This is a genomic window from Microbacterium sp. STF-2 (assembly GCF_034650155.1).
In the GTDB taxonomy this organism is placed as follows: Bacteria; Actinomycetota; Actinomycetes; order Actinomycetales; family Microbacteriaceae; genus Microbacterium; species Microbacterium maritypicum_A.
The window spans coordinates 795843-813076 of sequence record NZ_JARKMW010000001.1; the positions used below are offsets into that span (position 1 = coordinate 795843).

Annotated in this window: 18 protein-coding genes; 7 read left to right on the plus strand and 11 right to left on the minus strand. The window is 68.3% G+C overall.

What is annotated here, in order from left to right; all coding sequences use genetic code 11:
* Positions 1-56 precede the first annotated feature (56 nt).
* Together MicroSTF_RS03835 and dapA are read right to left on the minus strand one after the other, a co-directional pair.
* The gene (locus MicroSTF_RS03835; protein WP_322953702.1) at positions 57-1733 is read right to left on the minus strand and encodes a ribonuclease J; all 1677 of its coding nucleotides are present in this window, start codon (positions 1731-1733) and stop codon (positions 57-59) included.
* A gap of 53 nt (positions 1734-1786) precedes the next feature.
* Positions 1787-2764, minus strand: a complete 978-nt coding sequence (gene dapA / locus MicroSTF_RS03840; protein WP_029259018.1) for a 4-hydroxy-tetrahydrodipicolinate synthase — start codon at positions 2762-2764, stop codon at positions 1787-1789.
* Positions 2765-2841: 77 nt separating this feature from the next.
* On the opposite strand from dapA, the gene MicroSTF_RS03845 reads away from it, so the two are divergent.
* Positions 2842-3408, plus strand: a complete 567-nt coding sequence (locus MicroSTF_RS03845; protein WP_297554290.1) for an NUDIX domain-containing protein — start codon at positions 2842-2844, stop codon at positions 3406-3408.
* A 28-nt stretch (positions 3409-3436) separates the two neighbouring features.
* Here MicroSTF_RS03845 and MicroSTF_RS03850 read toward each other — a convergent pair whose 3' ends face one another.
* The 3 genes from MicroSTF_RS03850 to MicroSTF_RS03860 are packed head-to-tail and all read right to left on the minus strand — an operon-like array spanning position 3437 to position 5480.
* Complete coding sequence (locus tag MicroSTF_RS03850; protein WP_297554292.1) at positions 3437-4198, minus strand: SDR family NAD(P)-dependent oxidoreductase; 762 nt, start codon at positions 4196-4198, stop codon at positions 3437-3439.
* Positions 4198-4674, minus strand: a complete 477-nt coding sequence (locus tag MicroSTF_RS03855; RefSeq protein WP_021198628.1) for a dihydrofolate reductase — start codon at positions 4672-4674, stop codon at positions 4198-4200. The genes MicroSTF_RS03850 and MicroSTF_RS03855 overlap by 1 nt, the downstream gene beginning before the upstream one ends.
* Positions 4671-5480, minus strand: a complete 810-nt coding sequence (locus MicroSTF_RS03860; RefSeq protein WP_029259014.1) for a thymidylate synthase — start codon at positions 5478-5480, stop codon at positions 4671-4673. The genes MicroSTF_RS03855 and MicroSTF_RS03860 overlap by 4 nt, the downstream gene beginning before the upstream one ends.
* A 118-nt stretch (positions 5481-5598) precedes the next feature.
* Between MicroSTF_RS03860 and MicroSTF_RS03865 the strand changes: the two genes are divergently transcribed.
* The 3 genes from MicroSTF_RS03865 to MicroSTF_RS03875 all read left to right on the plus strand — a co-directional run bounded on the left by MicroSTF_RS03865 (position 5599) and on the right by MicroSTF_RS03875 (position 7119).
* Positions 5599-6012: a thioredoxin family protein gene (locus MicroSTF_RS03865; protein WP_021198626.1), complete on the plus strand. Its 414-nt coding sequence runs from the start codon at positions 5599-5601 to the stop codon at positions 6010-6012.
* 21 nt (positions 6013-6033) lie between these two features.
* Positions 6034-6612: a DUF4395 family protein gene (locus MicroSTF_RS03870; RefSeq protein WP_029259012.1), complete on the plus strand. Its 579-nt coding sequence runs from the start codon at positions 6034-6036 to the stop codon at positions 6610-6612.
* A gap of 81 nt (positions 6613-6693) precedes the next feature.
* Entirely contained in the window at positions 6694-7119 is a 426-nt protein-coding gene (locus MicroSTF_RS03875) for an OsmC family peroxiredoxin (protein ID WP_021198624.1), read from the plus strand.
* 8 nt (positions 7120-7127) lie between these two features.
* Here the strand turns inward: MicroSTF_RS03875 and MicroSTF_RS03880 are convergent, their stop codons facing one another.
* The 5 genes from MicroSTF_RS03880 to MicroSTF_RS03900 all read right to left on the minus strand — a co-directional run bounded on the left by MicroSTF_RS03880 (position 7128) and on the right by MicroSTF_RS03900 (position 12587).
* Complete coding sequence (locus tag MicroSTF_RS03880) at positions 7128-7568, minus strand: hypothetical protein (RefSeq protein ID WP_021198623.1); 441 nt, start codon at positions 7566-7568, stop codon at positions 7128-7130.
* Positions 7568-8308 carry a 4-hydroxy-tetrahydrodipicolinate reductase gene (dapB, locus tag MicroSTF_RS03885; protein WP_021198622.1) on the minus strand — a complete coding sequence of 247 codons (741 nt, stop codon included), beginning with the start codon at positions 8306-8308 and terminating at the stop codon, positions 7568-7570. Before dapB ends, MicroSTF_RS03880 begins: the two co-directional genes overlap by 1 nt.
* A gap of 82 nt (positions 8309-8390) precedes the next feature.
* On the minus strand, positions 8391-8993 hold the full coding sequence (locus tag MicroSTF_RS03890; protein ID WP_021198621.1) for a histidine phosphatase family protein: 603 nt from the start codon (positions 8991-8993) through the stop codon (positions 8391-8393).
* 69 nt (positions 8994-9062) lie between these two features.
* Positions 9063-10091: an aldo/keto reductase gene (locus tag MicroSTF_RS03895; protein ID WP_021198620.1), complete on the minus strand. Its 1029-nt coding sequence runs from the start codon at positions 10089-10091 to the stop codon at positions 9063-9065.
* Between the two features lie 219 nt (positions 10092-10310).
* Positions 10311-12587: a polyribonucleotide nucleotidyltransferase gene (locus MicroSTF_RS03900; protein WP_021198619.1), complete on the minus strand. Its 2277-nt coding sequence runs from the start codon at positions 12585-12587 to the stop codon at positions 10311-10313.
* 360 nt (positions 12588-12947) lie between these two features.
* Here MicroSTF_RS03900 and MicroSTF_RS03905 point away from each other — a divergent pair, with 360 nt between their 5' ends.
* Positions 12948-14258 carry a UDP-glucose/GDP-mannose dehydrogenase family protein gene (locus MicroSTF_RS03905; protein WP_322953718.1) on the plus strand — a complete coding sequence of 437 codons (1311 nt, stop codon included), beginning with the start codon at positions 12948-12950 and terminating at the stop codon, positions 14256-14258.
* A gap of 47 nt (positions 14259-14305) precedes the next feature.
* Here MicroSTF_RS03905 and MicroSTF_RS03910 read toward each other — a convergent pair whose 3' ends face one another.
* Positions 14306-16207, minus strand: a complete 1902-nt coding sequence (locus tag MicroSTF_RS03910) for a GDSL-type esterase/lipase family protein (RefSeq protein WP_322953720.1) — start codon at positions 16205-16207, stop codon at positions 14306-14308.
* A 179-nt stretch (positions 16208-16386) separates the two neighbouring features.
* Here MicroSTF_RS03910 and MicroSTF_RS03915 point away from each other — a divergent pair, with 179 nt between their 5' ends.
* Entirely contained in the window at positions 16387-16971 is a 585-nt protein-coding gene (locus MicroSTF_RS03915; RefSeq protein WP_029259006.1) for a DedA family protein, read from the plus strand.
* A 31-nt stretch (positions 16972-17002) separates the two neighbouring features.
* Positions 17003-17179, plus strand: coding sequence for a DUF5302 domain-containing protein (locus MicroSTF_RS03920; protein ID WP_017830923.1), 177 nt, complete (start codon positions 17003-17005; stop codon positions 17177-17179).
* Positions 17180-17234: the final 55 nt, after the last annotated feature.

Below are 17234 nucleotides of genomic sequence, written 5' to 3' on the forward strand. Positions count from 1 at the left end.
GTCGGTGTTACATCGGGATGACGCTCACCCGTGAGTGCGAGACGACTCGCCTGTCGTCATGCCTCGATGACGAGCGGCACGATCATCGGACGGCGACGCAGCCGCTGGTTCACCCAGCGACCGATCGTGCGTCGCACGACCTGCGACAGTGCGTGGGTGTCGCGGACGCCGTTGCCCGACGCCTCCTTGAGCGCAGCGACGATCTTCGGCGTGACGTCGTCGAACACCGAGTCGTCCTCGGCGACACCGCGCGCGTGGATCTCGGGACCGGAGATGATGCGTCCGGTGCCGGCGTCCACGACCACGATCACGGAGATGAAGCCTTCCTCGCCGAGGATGCGGCGATCCTTGAGGTCGGCATCGGTGATCTCTCCGACGGTGGAGCCGTCGACGTAAACGAATCCGAGGTCGAGCTGCCCGGTGACCTTCGCGACGCCGTCCTTGAGGTCGATCACGGTGCCGTTCGAGGCGATGATCGTGTTCTCCTCGGAGATACCGGTGTCCTGCGCGAGCTTGGCATTAGCGATCAGGTGCCGATACTCGCCGTGCACGGGGAGGACGTTCTTCGGCCCCAGGATGTTGTAGCAGTAGATCAGCTCACCGGCGGCGGCGTGCCCGGAGACGTGCACCTTCGCATTCGCCTTGTGCACGACGTTCGCGCCGAGCTTGGTCAGTCCGTCGATGACGCGATACACGGCGTTCTCGTTGCCGGGGATGAGGCTGGAGGCGAGGATGACGGTGTCACCCTCGCTGATCTCGATCGCGTGGTCCATGTTCGCCATGCGGCTGAGCACGGCCATCGGCTCGCCCTGGGAGCCCGTCGACATGTAGACGATCTGCTCGTCCGGCAGGTCGCGCGCCTTCTTGAAGTCGATGAGGACACCGTCCGGCACCTTGAGGTAGCCGAGCTGCTCGGCGATGGTCATGTTGCGGACCATGCTGCGGCCGAGGAACGCGACACGGCGGCCGTTGGCGTGCGCGGCGTCGATCACCTGCTGCACGCGGTGGACGTGGCTGGAGAAGCTCGCGACGATGACGCGACGGGGCGCCTTCGCGATCACCTGGTCGAGCACGGGGCCGATGGAGCGCTCGGTCGGGGTGAAGCCGGGGACGTCGGCGTTCGTCGAGTCGACGAGGAACAGGTCCACGCCCTCTTCACCGAGGCGGGCGAACGCACGCAGGTCGGTGATCCGACCGTCCAGCGGCAGCTGGTCCATCTTGAAGTCACCGGTGGCGAGCACCATTCCTGCGGGTGTGCGGATGGCGACGGCAAGCGCATCGGGGATCGAGTGGTTGACGGCGACGAACTCGAGGTCGAACGGACCGACCCGCTCCTGCTGCCCCTCCTTCACCGTGAGCGTGAAGGCCTTGATCCGATGCTCTTTGAGCTTCGCCTCGACCAGCGCGAGAGTGAGGCCCGAGCCGATCAGGGGGATGTCGCTCTTGAGCCGGAGCAGATACGGAACCGCGCCGATGTGGTCTTCATGACCGTGCGTGAGCACCACGCCGACGATGTCGTCGAGCCGGTCGCGGATGGGCTCGAAGTCGGGAAGGATCAGATCGACACCGGGCTGGTGCTCCTCGGGGAAGAGCACACCGCAGTCGACGATCAGGATCTTGCCGTCGTACTCGAACATGGTCATGTTGCGACCGATCTCGCCGAGTCCGCCGATCGGGATGACCCGTAGCGTCCCTTCGTCGAGAGCGGTCGGTTCTACCAGGGGAATGGACATGCTGTCTCCTCAGTCGGACACTCCGCGCGTCCGTTCGTTCATGGCGACGCGACTCAGCGCGTCGTGCCGTGCACCTTCGGCAGGGCACCACCCGCAGCCGCGTTGCGGTCGGGTCGGAAGTTCGAGAAATCGGCCCCGGGAACGTTCTGCACGAGGTCGAGCTCATCCTCGATGAGCGCGGCCTCCCACTCCTCGGGACCGACCAGGGGAAGGCGGACGCGCGGGCTCGAGATGCGACCGAGTCCGTGCAGGATGTACTTGGCCGCAACGGTTCCGGGCACATGGGTCATCACAGCGCGAACGAGCGGCTCGAGGCGCTTGTGCTCGGCGGTCGCCGTGGCGAGGTCGCCGGCGTTCACCGCGTCGATGATCGTGCGGTACGGCGCCGCTGCGACGTTCGCCGTCACGCCGATGAGACCGGTCGCGCCGATCGCGAGGTGCGGCAGCACGTTCGCGTCGTCTCCGGAGAAGTACATCAGATCCGTCTGGTTGAGCACGCGGCTCACCTCGGAGAAGTCGCCCTTGGCGTCTTTCACGGCGAGGATGTTCGGGTGCTTCGCGAGACGCAGGATGGTCTCGTACTTGATGGGCACACCCGTGCGTCCCGGGATGTCGTAGAGGATCACGGGGAGGTCGGTCGCATCGGCGACCAGACGGAAGTGCGTGAGGATGCCGGCCTGCGTGGGCTTGTTGTAGTAGGGCGTGACGATCATGATGCCGTCGGCGCCGGCCTTCTCGCTGGCCTTGTAGAGCTCGATCGCGTGCGCTGTCTCGTTGGAGCCTCCGCCGGTGATGATCTTGGCCCGCCCCGCGGAGACGGACTTGCCCACCTCGACGAGCTTGAGCTTCTCGGGGTCCGTCAGGGTCGAGGTCTCGCCTGTCGTCCCGGTCACGACGATGCCGTCCGCTCCCGCGGTGATCACGTCATCGATGTGCTTCTCGACGGCGGGCCAGTCGACTTCGCCGTCGGCCGTCATCGGAGTGACGAGCGCGACGAGAACCTGCCCGAATGGGTTGCCCGAGTGCGTCATAGACCCAGCGTATCGGTTCGGCTGCCGCTCATGCGGACGCGGTGACGCGCGAGACGTCGCCGATCTACGCTCGAAGCATGGCATGGGTCACACGAGGCACCGAGACGAAGTACGAGAACGCGTGGATCCGGGTGCGGGAGGACCGGGTCACAGGACCAGCGGGCGCGGACGGCATCTACGGTGTCGTCACCATGCGGCACCCCGCGGTCTTCATCGTCGCCGTGGACGAGGAAGACCGTGTGTGTCTCGTCACGATCGACCGCTACACCGTGGGGAGGACCGTCGAGGTTCCCGCTGGCGGCAGCGACGGGGAAGACCCCCTGCTCGCGGCGAGACGCGAGCTCAGGGAGGAGACCGGATTCGAAGCCGGTGAGTGGACGCCCCTGGGCACCATGCACGCTCTGAACGGGATCGCCGAGGCGCCCGAACACGTCTTCCTCGCACGCGATCTGCGCCCGGTCGCTGAGGACGACGACGCGAACGGGAGCGACGCCGCCGAGAGCCAGGCCGAAGAAGGCATCCAGGCCGTCTCGTGGGTACCTTTCGCGCACGTGCTGCGCATGATCGCCGACGGCGACATCACCGACGGAGAGACCATCGCGGCGATCGCCAAGGCGGGGATCCTGCTCGGCAGGTTCCACTGACCGCTGCCGATCAGATGACCGCTGCCGGTCAGACGCGGCCTCGGCGCGCCACGCGGGAGGTGAGCGTGCTCGGGAGGAGGCGTGTCAGCGCCACGATCACCTTGTACCGCAGCGACGGCACCGAGACCGACCTGCCACGGGCGGCATCGCGCAGGCCGACGCGCACGACGTCCCGCGCGTTCAACCACATGATGCCGGGAACGCCCTCCTGGCCCACCGCGAGCCCCATGCGTTCGTGGAAGGACGTGTGCGTGAACCCGGGGCACAGCGCCGTGACGGAGACGCCGTCGCGCGTGTACTCGGCATTCGCCCAGCGGCTGAATCCGATGAGCCAGGCCTTGCAGGCGGAGTACGTCGACCGGGAGATGAAACCGGCCACGGAAGCCACATTGATGATGCGACCGCCACGACCACGCATGGACTGCAGTGCCGCGTGCATGAGACGCATCGACGCCTCCACATGCACACGGAGATGACGCACCTCATCGTCGATGTCGTTGTCGGCGAACTGCAGCGGAAGACCGAACCCGGCGTTGTTCACCAAGAGGTCGATGGGGTCCGCCGTGTCGCGCAGACGCGCGGCGACCTTCTCGACGCCGGCCTCTTCCGCCAGATCGGCGGGGACGATCTCGACCGCGACCCCGTATTCGTTCCGCAGTTCGGCGCCCAGCATCTCCAGCGCGTCCTCTGATCTCGCCACCAGGACGAGGTCGGCACGTCGCCGCGCGAGCTGACGCGCGAACTCCGCGCCCAGTCCGGCGCTGGCTCCGGTGATCAGTGCTGTGGGCATCAGCGCTCGTATCCCAGGAAGCGGTACCGCACTCCCGTGCGCGACGTGAGCCACTCCCCCTCGTCGATGAGGCGCCACCCGGTCTTCGCCGGTGCGTAGGCGTCGCCGGCGACGTCGAGGTCGAGCTCGGTGACCTCCAGCCGATCGGCGTCGCCGATCACCTGTCGGAAGATCTCCGCCCCGCCGATGATCCAGACCCTGTCGAGCCCGCGAACGGCCTCGGCGACGGTGGATGCACGCCGCGCGCCCTCTTCGGACCAGTCCTGCTGCCGTGTCACCACGATGTTGTCGCGTCCGGAGAGCGGGCGGAATCGCTCGGGCAGCGAGTCCCAGGTCTTGCGCCCCATCACCACGGGAGCGCCGAGGGTGACCTCCTTGAAGTGCGCCAGGTCTTCGGGCACGTGCCAGGGCATGCCACCCTCGGCACCGATGACCCCTCCGTGCGCCTCGGCCCAGATCAACCCGACCCAGGTCATACCGCGACCGCCGCCCTGATCGGCGCGTGGTGCTGATAGTCCTCCACGAGGAAGTCCTCATAGCGGTAGTCGAGAATCGATTCGGGCTTCCGCGCGAAACGCAGCGTCGGGTAGGGGTAGGGCTCACGGCTGAGCTGCTCCCGCACCTGATCGACGTGATTGTCGTAGACGTGGCAGTCTCCGCCCGTCCAGACGAAGTCTCCGGGCTCGAGGCCGACCTGCTGGGCGATCATCATGGTCAGCAATGCGTAGGAGGCGATGTTGAACGGCACACCGAGGAACATGTCGGCGCTGCGCTGGTACAGCTGACACGAGAGCTTGCCGTCGGCGACGTAGAACTGGAACAGCGCGTGACAGGGCGCGAGCGCCATGTCCGGGATGTCGGCCGGGTTCCAGGCAGACACGATGAGCCGACGGGAGTCGGGCGAGCGTCGGATCTGCTCGATCACGTCGGAGAGCTGGTCGATGCTCCCCCCGTCCGGCGTCGGCCACGAACGCCACTGCACCCCGTAGACCGGGCCGAGGTCGCCGGATTCATCGGCCCACTCGTCCCAGATCGTGACCCCGTTCTCGCGGAGCCACCCGACGTTGGAATCACCCTGCAGGAACCAGAGGAGCTCGTACGCGATGGATTTGAAGTGCACGCGCTTGGTGGTGATGAGGGGGAAGCCCTTCGACAGATCGAAGCGGATCTGACGCCCGAAGACGCTCGTCGTCCCCGTCCCGGTGCGATCGGACTTATGCGTGCCGGTCTCCAGGACGTCGCGGAGCAGGTCTTCATAAGGAGTCGGGACGGCTGCGCTCATGACAGCCACGATACCGTCACGCTCGCCTCCTCGGGTGGAACCGCTTCCGCGCGTGGGCCCTCCGTCATCGTCGGAAACATCGACCCGATCCCGCTTCGACACGACATATCCTCGACCCATGTCACCCGCGCTCGCCCTCGGTATCGCCGCAGCACTCCTCGTGCTCGCGACGGGCATCGGCGTCGTGCTGCGCCGGCGAGACGGACGACGGCGGGACGGCGGTGCTCTCCGCTTCGATCCGGCGGACGCGGTCACCTCGGAGCTCGGGTCCCGCGCGACTCTCGTGCAGTTCAGCACCGAGATGTGCGCGCGGTGCCCACAGGTGAGACGTCTGCTCGGTTCGTATGCCGACGACCACGACGGTCTCGCCCATGTGGAGGTCGATCTGACGCACCGGCCCGATCTCTCCGCGCGCTACAAGGTGCTCCAGACGCCCACGACCTTCGTGGTCGACGGTGCCGGTGCCGTCCGCGCGAGATTCCACGGAGTGCCGACCAGGCACGCCCTCACCGAAGCCCTCACCGCCGTCTGAGCCGGAAGACCGGAGCGCCCCATGAGCACCCCCGCAGGTATCGACCCCCGAGGCCCCCGCTTCGCCGCCGCCATCACCGCGGTCCTGCTGCTGGTGGCGACGTTCCTGGCCCTGATCGGGATCTCGACTCTCCGGACCGGAATCGCCTCGTTCGGTTGGTTCGCCTACCAGCCCCTCGCCGATGCCACATTCGTTCCGTCCGGGTGGGCGATCTCCTCGGCCCCGCTCCTGCAGCGCGCTCTCGACCCGGGGTTCCTCCTCACGGTCGTCATCGCTCTCCTGTTCCTCTGGGGATTGGTCTCTCCGCAGACGGCCCCCTGGGCCACGCTGTTCCGCTCAGCGATCCGTCCACGCCTCGCCGCTCCGACGGAGCTCGAAGACCCGCGGCCGCCGCGGTTCTCGCAGGGCGTCGGGCTCTTCGTCGTGGGTGTCGGCCTCGTCCTGCACCTCCTGGGTGTTCCGTGGGCGCTGCCGATCGCGACGTCCGCGGCATTCATCGCCGCATTCCTCAACGCCGCCTTCGCCTTCTGCCTGGGCTGCCAGCTCTACCTCCTGCTGCAGCGCGCGGGCGTCGTCGGTCGCGAAGCCACCCCCGCCTGACCGCGGTTCCGCGTCGGCAGGACGCTCGCTAGGCTGACCACGAGTCGACGCTGCGCCCGCAGCTCGAGAACCGGAGGAATCATGCCCGTCACCAGCGAAGCCGCCAGCACGTGGACCGGATCGCTCATGGAGGGATCCGGCACCGTCGCGTTCTCGTCGTCGAACCTCGGCACCTTTCCGATCAACTGGAAGGCCCGCAGCGAAGGCAGCGACACGACGACCACCCCGGAAGAGCTCATCGCCGCCGCGCACGCCTCCTGCTTCAGCATGGCGCTCTCGCACGCGCTCGCCGAGAACGGCACCCCGCCGGAGCGCGTGAACACGACGGCCTCGGTCACCTTCAAGCCCGGCGTCGGCATCACCGGCAGCCACCTCAACGTCAACGCGACGGTCCCGAACCTGACGCCCGAGGCATTCCAGGAGATCGCGAACGGCGCAAAGACCGGTTGCCCGGTGTCGCAGGCGCTCGCCGGAATCGAGATCACCCTCGAGGCCACGCTCGCCTGAGTGCGTCGTCAGGGTCGGCGTGGCGCGAGACGGATGGCCTCGCGAATGCTGGCCCTGGCGTCCTTGCGGCGGCCCGCCGCATCCTGCACCACGCCCAACCGGTAGCGCGCCCGCCAGTCCTCGCCTGCCGCATCCGCTTCGGCCGCGTACCGCGCGATGAGCGGATCCGCGTCGGCGCGGGCGATCCTGCCGCTGGGGGTCAGTTCGGTCTCAACCGGCGGCATCCCGCCTTCCGCATCGAGAAGTCGCCCAAGGCGGTCGGCACCGAATCCGAACATCATCTCGCGGATGAGCGCCCATGCTCCGATCGGCGCCAGAACGAGGAGCGTGATCCCCATACCGATCGACACGGGTGTGCCGACCGAGATGAACATCACGGCGAGCCAGATCGCCACCGCGAGGTAGACCAGAAGCGCCGCGGCCATCAGCGCGACGCCGATGCGCGACATCACGACCGGATGCCGATGTCGATCATGTGCTCGAGACCCACGAACACACCGGTGGCCTGCACCGCGAACGGCACCGAGAGCCGGATGCCGGGGGCATAGGCGAGCGCCGAATCGATCGTGTCGTGCGTGAACGTGAGCGATTCGCCGGGACCGGAGAGGATGACCTCCTGTTTGGCGACGACACCGGGACGACGCAGCGAGTGGATCGGCACGCTGCCGACCTGCTGCCCGCGGGCGCGCTGGTCTGCGTGCGGTGCGCTGACCGGCCCCTGCTCGGCACGGGCGGCAGCGATCAGTTCCGCGGTGCGCACAGCGGTTCCACTCGGCGAGTCGATCTTGGTCTCACGATGGGCTTCGATGATCTCGGCCGAGCCGAAGAAGGGCGCAGCTGCGGCGGCCAGTGCCGAACCCAGAACGGATCCCAGCGAGAAGTTGGGGATGAACACCGCGCCGGTGCCCGCCGCCTCGACGAGAGGGCGCACCAGAGCGATGCGCTCAGCCGACCAGCCGGAGGTCGCGACCAGCACGTTGATGCCGCGCTCGACGGCGGCGCGCACGACGTCGATGCTGACCTGCGGCGTCGACGCGTCGACCACGAGGTCGGCGCCGTCGAGTTCGGACAGATCACTGGATGAGGTCAGCACCCGGCTCACCTCGAAGCCCTCGAGCTCGTCGATCACCGCACCGATGATCGTGCCGAGCTTCCCGGTTCCGCCGACGAGTGCTACCTGCGTGGTCATGCGTCCAGTCTATTTCGCGGGTGACGCCGTCCGGCCCGGGGCGCGCGGGCCGGACGCACCATCTTGCGCCTGCGCAGGTGGCTCAGACCAGGAGCGCGTCGGGGATCCCGGTCCGCAGCTCCACCGGAAGGTGGCCGGTGTCGTTGTGCGTGAGCAGCGTCCATGGTCGCCCCTGCTTCTGCGCGATCACCGTCAGACCGCAGTGCGACTGGTTGAGGGTCATCCACCGCCACTCGGGGGCGGAGAGCACCTCGCGGACGAACCAGGAGATCACGAAGTTGTGGGTGATGAGCACCTCGTGCACATCGCCGGTCTTGCGCACCAGGAACTCGTTCACGGCATCCGACATCTGCGCCCGCCCCGCCTCGATCTCCGCCTCGGTGACGGATCCGAAGAACGGCTCGAACACCGAGGGAGTCTCCTCGGTCATCCCCGTGGGAACGCAATCGAAGAGCAGAGCGGTCGGCTCGGGGTCGACCGACGGAAGGCGTGCCGCGATCGCCCGTGCCGTCTCGTTCGCACGCAGCAACGGCGAATGCCAGACGGCATCGAGAGGAAGCCCCGACAGACGGTCGGCGATCAGTTCCGCCTGACGCTGGCCTCTCGGAGAGAGGGGTCCGTCGGCGAGACCATGCTCGGCATCCTGATGTTCACCGTGTCTGACCAGATATATGTAGTGCGTCACAACTCGCTCGCTTCATCGCCAGCATCCGCCGGGCCTCCCTTCCACCCTATGTCACGGGTGAAGGGATACTCAGTTTCCCGCCCGGGTGAGCTCGGCGACCTGGCTGCGCGAAAGCGAGACGCCCGCTCCCTGCATGAGCTCATCGACGTGATCGCTGGCGAAGGCGTTGACGATCGGCGCGGCGACCGTGCGCTGGGCGAGCAACCAAGCCACGGACACCGCCGCGACCGGAGCGCTCACCTCGTCGGCGACCTGATCGAGAGCGCGCAGGATCTTGATGCCCCGGCGGTTGAGATGCCCTCGCAGCTGCTCGCCCCGCACGCCGCGCGAGGTGAGCGCCTTGCTGCGGTGGCGCCCGGAGAGAAAGCCGTGCTCGAGCGCGTGCGATGGCGTGACCGCGAGGTTCTGCGCACCCGCGACGAGCCGGAGATCACCCTCGAACGGCTGACGACGGACGAGGTTGTACGGCGCATCGATCACCTTGATGCGCGGGTAGCCGGCCGACGCAAGGATGCGCGCCTCGACGAGTCGCTCCGGCGCGAACCCGAACGCACCGAGCGCACCGATCTTTCCGGCCTCCATCAACCATTCGACGGTCGCCAACGTGTCTTCGAGGTTCGTGGTCGCATCGAGGGTGGCGTCGAGGTAGACGACATCGATGCGATCCACGTCGAGACGCGTCAGGGACCCCTCCACCGCGCGGACGAGATTGACCGAGCCCAGACCGGGGTTGTCGGCGTGGGCCCCGATGCGCACACTCACGATGCTGCGGTCGCGCTGGCCGCGTGAACGCAGCCACTGCCCGATGATGTGCTCGCTGCGACCCCCGGAGAAGCCGTCAGCCGTGTGGATCGCGTTTCCGCCGAACTCCACGTAGCGGTCGAGGATGCCGTGGCTGGTCTCGAGGTCGACGTTCCAGCCGAACTCCGCAGCTCCCAGCATCAACGGGAACGTCTCGTAGCCGGTCTCGCCGAGAGCGGTTCGGATCGTCTCCCCTATCCCTGGCCCGACGATCGGGATGGGCGCAGAGGGATGCTCGGCGATGCCCTGCTGGGCACGTTCCTCAGACGCTCCTGCGCCTACGCTGAACAACCGCATACTCTCTCACCCCCGCGTCGATCGGTGCGTGCCGACCTGCGTACCTGCTCGATCTGCACCCCCCGGTGCGTACTTCGAGGGTAAGCGAATTCAGCGAACGTCCTGACCAATCCGGGGAACGGCGCGGAAACGCCCGATAACGATTTGGTCACACCGTGACAGCGCAGAACCCGGGCCCCTCCCTGACGGAGAGACCCGGGTTCCGTTGGAACGCTGCGCTTACTCGGCTGCAGCGTCCTCGGCGGGTGCTGCGTCAGCGGCAGGAGCGTCGTCCAGGACGGGCTCGAGCGAGAGCTTGCCGCGGTCGTCGATCTTCGTGATCTTCACGAGGATCTTCTGGCCGACCGAGAGCACGTCGTCGACGTTCTCGACCCGCTTGCCACCGGCGAGCTTGCGCACCTCGGTGACGTGCAGGAGGCCATCCTTGCCCGGGAGCAGCGAGACGAACGCACCGAAGGTGGCGATCTTCACGACGGTGCCGAGGAACTGCTCCCCGACCTCCGGGTTCGTGGGGTTAGCGATCGCGTTGACCTGGGCGCGGGCGGCCTCGGCCGAGGGGCCGTCGGTCGCGCCGATGTAGACGGTGCCGTCCTCCTCGATGGAGATCTGCGCACCGGTCTCGTCCTGGATCGCGTTGATCGTCTTGCCCTTCGGGCCGATCAGCTCGCCGATCTTGTCGACCGGGATCTGCACGCTGATGACGCGAGGCGCGGTGGGCGCCATCTCGTCCGGAGCGTCGATCGCGGCGTTCAGGACGTTGAGGATCGTCAGACGAGCCTCACGGGCCTGGGTCAGCGCGCCGGCGAGCACAGACGACGGGATGCCGTCGAGCTTCGTGTCGAGCTGGATCGCCGTGACGAACTCGCTGGTACCGGCGACCTTGAAGTCCATGTCACCGAGAGCGTCTTCCGCACCCAGGATGTCGGTCAGAGCCGCGTAGCGGGTCTCGCCGTCGACCTCGTCGGAGACGAGGCCCATCGCGATGCCGGCGACGGGGGCGCGCAGCGGCACACCCGCGTTCAGCAGCGACAGGGTCGACGCGCAGACCGAGCCCATCGAGGTGGAGCCGTTGGAGCTCAGCGCCTCGGAGACCTGACGGATCGCGTACGGGAACTCCTCGCGGCTCGGCAGCACCGGCACGAGGGCGCGCTCGGCCAGGAAGCCGTGCCCGATCTCGCGACGCTTCGGCGAACCGACACGGCCGGTCTCACCGGTCGAGTAGGGCGGGAAGTTGTAGTGGTGCATGTAGCGCTTGCTCGTCACAGGCGACAGCGAGTCGATCTGCTGCTCCATCTTGAGCATGTTCAGCGTGGTGACACCGAGGATCTGGGTCTCGCCGCGCTGGAAGATCGCGGAGCCGTGCACGCGCGGGATGACCTGCACCTCGGCGTCGAGCGGACGAATGTCCGCCAGACCACGACCGTCGATGCGGGCGCCCTCGGTGAGGATGCGTCCGCGCACGATCTTCTTCGTGACGGACTTGTACGCGGCGGAGAACTCGAGCGGCGCCGCGGCCGGGAGCGAACCCGCCTCGGTGGCCTCGATCAGCTCTGCCTTGACGCGGTCCTTGATCGCATCGTCAGCGGTCTGACGCTCGACCTTGTCCGCGATCTGGTACACGTCGCTGAGTTCGGCGAATGCGCGCTCCGAGACGAAGCTGTAGACCTCGTCGCTGTACGCGGGGAAGACCGGGTACACGCCCGGCTCCTTCGAGGCGGTCGCTGCGAGTTCAGCCTGAGCCTTGACGAGCTGCGCGATGAAGGGCTTCGAGGCCTCGAGGCCCTGGGCCACGACATCCTCGTTCGGCTTGGTGGCGCCGGCCTTGATCAGGTTCCAGCTGTGCTCGGTGGCCTCGGCCTCGACCATCATGATGGCGACGTCTTCCGTGCCATCGGCCTTGGTCACGACGCGACCGGCGACGATCAGGTCGAACACGGCCTCCGAGACCTGCTCGGCGGTCGGGAACGCGACCCACTGGTCGGCGTGCTCGCCCTGGCCGGGGATGAACGCGAGACGCACACCGGCGACGGGGCCCGAGAACGGCAGACCCGAGATCTGCGTCGACGCGGACGCGGCGTTGATCGCGAGAGCGTCGTAGAACTCGCCCGGTGCGATCGACAGGACGGTGATGACGATCTGGACCTCGTTGCGCAGGCCGTCGACGAACGACGGACGCAGCGGGCGGTCGATCAGACGGCAGACCAGGATCGCCTCGGTGGAGGGGCGGCCCTCGCGACGGAAGAACGAACCGGGGATCTTGCCGGCAGCGTAGGAACGCTCCTCGACATCGACCGTCAGCGGGAAGAAGTCGAAGCCCTCGCGCGGGTGCTTGCCTGCGCTGGTGGCCGAGAGGAGCATGGTCTCGCCGTCGAGGTACGCGGCGACGGCGCCCTGAGCCTGCTGCGCGAGGCGGCCGGTCTCGAAGCGGATGGTGCGGGTGCCGAAGCGGCCGTTGTCGAGAACGGCCTCGGTGGCGGTGATTTCAGGACCTTCCAAGAGGTCTCTCCTTCTTTGTTTAGACTCGCGAATCCATGTGACGCGCGAGCGTGTTCAAAGGAGCGGAACAGAGGGGTTCGGGCGCGCGGGCACTCCCGCGAATCTCGCCTGCGCTGGCCACCAGTAGAAAGCCACCCGACATCCGCCGAGGAACCCACCACAGGGGACCAGCTTCTCCGCCGATCGCTCCATGAGTCGATATGAAATTGTGCGGTTGACACACGTCAACCTCATCCACCCTACCAGCGCTGACCTCGAATCCTGCGTCTCGTCGCGCATCGCGGATCCGACATCTCGCGTCCACAGCCCGTTCACCGTGCGGACTCCGCGAAGCGACGGGCGTCCGCTGTGGTGGAGTCCATGCGCTTGTCAGTGATCGGCTGCGGCTACCTCGGTGCCGTGCACGCCGCCGCCATGGCCTCCATCGGACACGACGTGATCGGCATCGACGTCGACGCGCAGAAGATCGCGGCCCTCGCTTCCGGCACCGCACCGTTCTTCGAGCCACGGCTGCCGGAGCTGCTGGCGGATGGCCTGCGCTCGGGGCGGCTCCGCTTCAGCGACCGGATGGCGGACGCCGCGGGTGCGGACGTGCACTTCCTCGCCGTCGGCACTCCGCAGATGCCGGGTGGGCATGCCGCGGATCTGCGTCACGTCGATGCGGCAGTCGACGGGCTGCTCCCCCATCTGCGCGTCGGCGACGTCGTCGCGGGCAAATCCACCGTGCCGGTCGGTACAGCCGTCGCGGTCGCCGGGCGCATCGCCGTCACGGGAGCGACGCTCGTGTGGAACCCCGAGTTCCTGCGCGAAGGCTGGGCCGTGCACGACACTCTGACCCCGGACCGCCTCGTGGTCGGCGCCGAGGCCGATGCGGCGGGTCAGCGCGCGGTCGGAGTCCTGCGAGAGGTGTACGCGCCGGCCCTCGACGCGGGGACGCCCTTCCTCGTCACGGATCTCGCGACGGCCGAGCTGGTCAAGGGCGCGGCGAACGCGTTCCTGGCCACCAAGATCTCGTTCATCAACGCGATGGCCGAGATCGCCGAGGCGTCCGGTGCCGATGTCGGCCTGCTCGCCGACGCGCTCGGGCATGACACCCGCATCGGCCGACGCTACCTCGGCGCGGGCATCGGCTTCGGCGGAGGGTGCCTTCCCAAGGACATCCGCGCGTTCGCCGCACGGGCCGAAGAGCTGGGACGCGGCGAAGCGGTCGGGTTCCTGCGCGAGGTCGACAGCATCAACCTCCGTCGCCGTGATCGGGCGGTGCAGCTCGTAGTCGACGCGCTGGGCGGGCTCGTGTTCGGCCGGCGGATCGCCGTGCTGGGCGCCGCCTTCAAACCGTTCAGCGACGACATCCGCGATTCACCGGCCCTGGACGTTGCCGTGCGACTGCGCGGGCTGGGCGCGGATGTCGTCGTGACCGACCCGGCTGCCGTCGACAACGCCGCGGCTGCGCACCCTCAGCTCGGCTACGCGCGTGACCGCGACGAGGCGCTGCGGGAGGCCGACGCCGTCGTCGTCGTCACCGAATGGGATGAGTACCGGCGCGACCTCTCGCCCGAGCACGCCGGCGCACTCGTGCGGGGACGGATCATCATCGACGGACGGAACTGTCTCGACTCCCTCTCCTGGCGTGCTGCCGGTTGGCAGTACCACGGCATGGGGCGGCGTTGAGGCACCCACGGCAGGGGCGGCACCGAACACTCCACCGGAGCACGAGGTCAGCGGACGAACGCCGTCCTCGCTGCGGACGAGCGACCGAGGTAGACGTAGTCGTCGTGCTTCGCGAGCCGCCCGTCGCCCGCCGCCCGCCCGTGCAGCCGACGCCAGACCCAGGGCAACGCGTGACGGCGCCACCATACCCCCGCGCCGATGGGCTCATGCTCGTGCATCGCGGCATCGAGCACTCCCAGTGTGTCCGCGTCGGGCACTCCGAGCATCTCGCCGGCGCGATAGGCGAGGAAACGGTGCCCTCGACTGCTGAGGTGCACCAGGTCTTCGCCCCAGTTCGGGCGCTCGCCCAATGAGGGATGCAGGTCCGTGTCGATCAGGATCGCTCCGGTGCGAGCCGCGATACCGGTCAATGCGGTCGCGAAGGCGGAGAACCTCCTCGAGTAGAGCGATGCCGCGCGGCGCCCGGGAAGGAACGGCGTCACCAGAAGCACGTCGGCACCGATCCCCCGCAACTGTCGCACCGCCCCCTCGAGCTCCGCGGCGAGCGCTGTGACGTCGACACGGCGCTTCACGAGGTCGTTCGCCCCGATCAGGATCGACGCGAGGTCGGGGCGCAGTTCGAGTGCTCGCGTCAATTGCTGGCCGGTGAGGTCGCGCACGCGCTTGGACCGGACCGCCAGGTTCGCGTAGTGCAGGCCTCCTCTGGCGGCGAGCAGCAGGGCGAGGCGGTCGGCCCACCCGCGGAGGGCACCGTCGGGTGCCGGGTCGCACAGTCCTTCCGTCAGGGAGTCGCCGAGAGCGACGTAGCGGTGCCATCGACGGGCGGTGACCGGCGCGGACGGTTCCGGTCGCACGACGCGGCGGGAGCGCGCCCCGGAATCGGCCCTCTGCAGCATCCGAGCCTCGTCGAAGTGGCCGAGGAGCTGATCGCACACGCTCTCCCAGCTGCGCTCCTGCACGGCTACGCGCCCCGCATCGCCGAACGCGCGTCGCTTGCGCGCATCTCCGGCGAGATCGGCCACGCGCATCCGCAGATCGTCGAGGTCGCCCGGCCGGTAGAGCCAACCATCGATTCCCATGCGTACGAGGTCGAGCGGGCCGCCACGCCCCGTGGCTACGACGGGTACGCCACTCGCGTGCGCTTCCTGCAGGGTCTGCCCGAAGGTCTCACTCTCGCCCGGGTGCACGAAGAGGTCGAACGACGCCATCGCCGCGGCCAACTCACCGCCGTCGAGGTGGCCGAGGAACAGGGCGTCGGGGAGCAGGCCCTGCAGCCGTGCCCTGCTGGGTCCGTCTCCGACGATCACCAGTCGCGTGCCCGGGATGTCGCGGAGCGCGGCGAGGTCTTCGACCTGCTTCTCAGGAGCGAGGCGTCCCACATAGCCGATCACGACGTCGGCGCCCCACTCGGAGCGGAGCGCATACTGGCGCCGCGCGGGCTGGAAGCGTTCGGCATCGACACCTCTCCCCCACCGCCGGACGCGATCGATGCCGAGCGCGGCGAGCTGCCCGGCCGAGTCAGCCGAAGGCGCCAGGGTCAGGGTCGCGCGCCTGTGTAAGCGGGCGATGTGAGTCTGGGCGATGCCGGTGGTCGCCGCGATCCGGTAGCGCTGGGTGTATGCGGCGACATCGGTCTGGTAAGCGGCGACGGCAGGCAGGTCGAGGCGTTCGGCTGCGAGCACCCCCCGCCATCCCAGAGCGAACGGGGAGGCGAGGTGCACGACATCGGGCTGGAAGCGCGCGAGTGAGGACGCGACCCGGCGAGCGCTCGACGTGCCCACCCGCACATGACGGTACCCCGGCAGCGCGAGGCTCGGAATCGCCTCGATGCGTGCCCCGCTCACCTCGGCGGGAACGCCGACCGCAGCGGGGGCGACGACATGTGCCTCATGCCCTCGCCGCTCGAGGTGCCGCAGGATCTGCAGCACCGAGCCGGTGACGCCGTTCATGTGCGGAAGGAAGGATTCTGTGACGATCGCTACTCTCACAGCACCAGGATGACGGGACTCGGGAGCTCCATGCGCCGGAGACGCTCCCCTGCACCAGATGTTCACCGGATGCTGGAGAACGGGTCACCGGCTATCCGGTCTTTGGTTCCCGTTCACCCGTCGCGGGCACAGTGGGCGACGTGCCGACGGATCTGCTGACCGCATCGCTCGCCAGCCCGTGGAGCCTGGCGGTGATGAGTCTGCTCGTCGTCGGCGATGCCTTCTTCGTCGTCGTGCCGGGTGAGGTCGCGGTGACGGCGCTCGGCGCCGTCGCCGTGACCACGGGTTCCCCGCCGCTCTGGGCCGTGGTCATCTGCGCCGCCGTCGCCGCGGCCGTCGGAGACGCCTGCTGCTACCTCATCGGGCGTTCGGTTGGAACCGAGCGCTGGCGGTGGATGAGGATGCCCCGTGTGCAGCAGGCTCTGGTGTGGGCCCGACGCCGCTTGGACGGCGGGATGGCGACGGTGCTGTTCACCGCCCGGTTCGTGCCGTTCGCGCGCCTGGCGATCAACCTGGTCGCCGGAGCGTCGCGCATCCATCCTCCCCGCTATCTCGCTCTCGTCGCCCTGGCCGCGACCGGGTGGGCGCTCTACCAGGCAGCGGTCGGTGCAGCCGTTGCGGCGATCCTTCCCGGCGGCCCCCTTGTCGCGGTGCCGGTGTCGATCGTGCTCGCGATCGGACTCGGAGCGGTGATCGACCTGTGCGTGCGCCGCACCAGAGGATGACCGGCCGGACCGGTTGCTCTAGGCTCGGGGCATGAGCACCGAAGAAGGCGCCTCCTCGTCCGAGGAGATGAAGCGCAAGTTCAAGGAAGCGCTCGAGAAGAAGAACGCGCACCACCGGCAGGGCGAGGCACACCTCGACGGCGACTCCGCCGTGCACAGTGCGAACGCCCCGCAGACCCGGCGCGAGTTCCGACGCAAGAGCGGTTGACCGCGCGGATGCGGGAGCCGGCTCGGCCGGCCTCCCGCATCCCTCACCCTCTCGT

Excerpts from the sequence above, each read along its gene's own strand:
- MicroSTF_RS03875 (WP_021198624.1), top strand. The coding sequence starts at position 6,694 with ATGCCCGTCACCAGCGAAGCCGCCAGCACGTGGACCGGATCGCTCATG.
- dapB (WP_021198622.1), bottom strand. The coding sequence starts at position 8,308 with ATGACCACGCAGGTAGCACTCGTCGGCGGAACCGGGAAGCTCGGCACG.
- MicroSTF_RS03850 (WP_297554292.1), bottom strand. The coding sequence starts at position 4,198 with ATGCCCACAGCACTGATCACCGGAGCCAGCGCCGGACTGGGCGCGGAG.
- MicroSTF_RS03870 (WP_029259012.1), top strand. The coding sequence starts at position 6,034 with ATGAGCACCCCCGCAGGTATCGACCCCCGAGGCCCCCGCTTCGCCGCC.
- MicroSTF_RS03905 (WP_322953718.1), top strand. The coding sequence starts at position 12,948 with ATGCGCTTGTCAGTGATCGGCTGCGGCTACCTCGGTGCCGTGCACGCC.
- MicroSTF_RS03895 (WP_021198620.1), bottom strand. The coding sequence starts at position 10,091 with ATGCGGTTGTTCAGCGTAGGCGCAGGAGCGTCTGAGGAACGTGCCCAG.
- MicroSTF_RS03845 (WP_297554290.1), top strand. The coding sequence starts at position 2,842 with ATGGCATGGGTCACACGAGGCACCGAGACGAAGTACGAGAACGCGTGG.
- MicroSTF_RS03860 (WP_029259014.1), bottom strand. The coding sequence starts at position 5,480 with ATGAGCGCAGCCGTCCCGACTCCTTATGAAGACCTGCTCCGCGACGTC.
- MicroSTF_RS03880 (WP_021198623.1), bottom strand. The coding sequence starts at position 7,568 with ATGTCGCGCATCGGCGTCGCGCTGATGGCCGCGGCGCTTCTGGTCTAC.
- MicroSTF_RS03855 (WP_021198628.1), bottom strand. The coding sequence starts at position 4,674 with ATGACCTGGGTCGGGTTGATCTGGGCCGAGGCGCACGGAGGGGTCATC.
- MicroSTF_RS03865 (WP_021198626.1), top strand. The coding sequence starts at position 5,599 with ATGTCACCCGCGCTCGCCCTCGGTATCGCCGCAGCACTCCTCGTGCTC.
- MicroSTF_RS03910 (WP_322953720.1), bottom strand. The coding sequence starts at position 16,207 with ATGAACGGCGTCACCGGCTCGGTGCTGCAGATCCTGCGGCACCTCGAG.
- MicroSTF_RS03835 (WP_322953702.1), bottom strand. The coding sequence starts at position 1,733 with ATGTCCATTCCCCTGGTAGAACCGACCGCTCTCGACGAAGGGACGCTA.
- dapA (WP_029259018.1), bottom strand. The coding sequence starts at position 2,764 with ATGACGCACTCGGGCAACCCATTCGGGCAGGTTCTCGTCGCGCTCGTC.
- MicroSTF_RS03920 (WP_017830923.1), top strand. The coding sequence starts at position 17,003 with ATGAGCACCGAAGAAGGCGCCTCCTCGTCCGAGGAGATGAAGCGCAAG.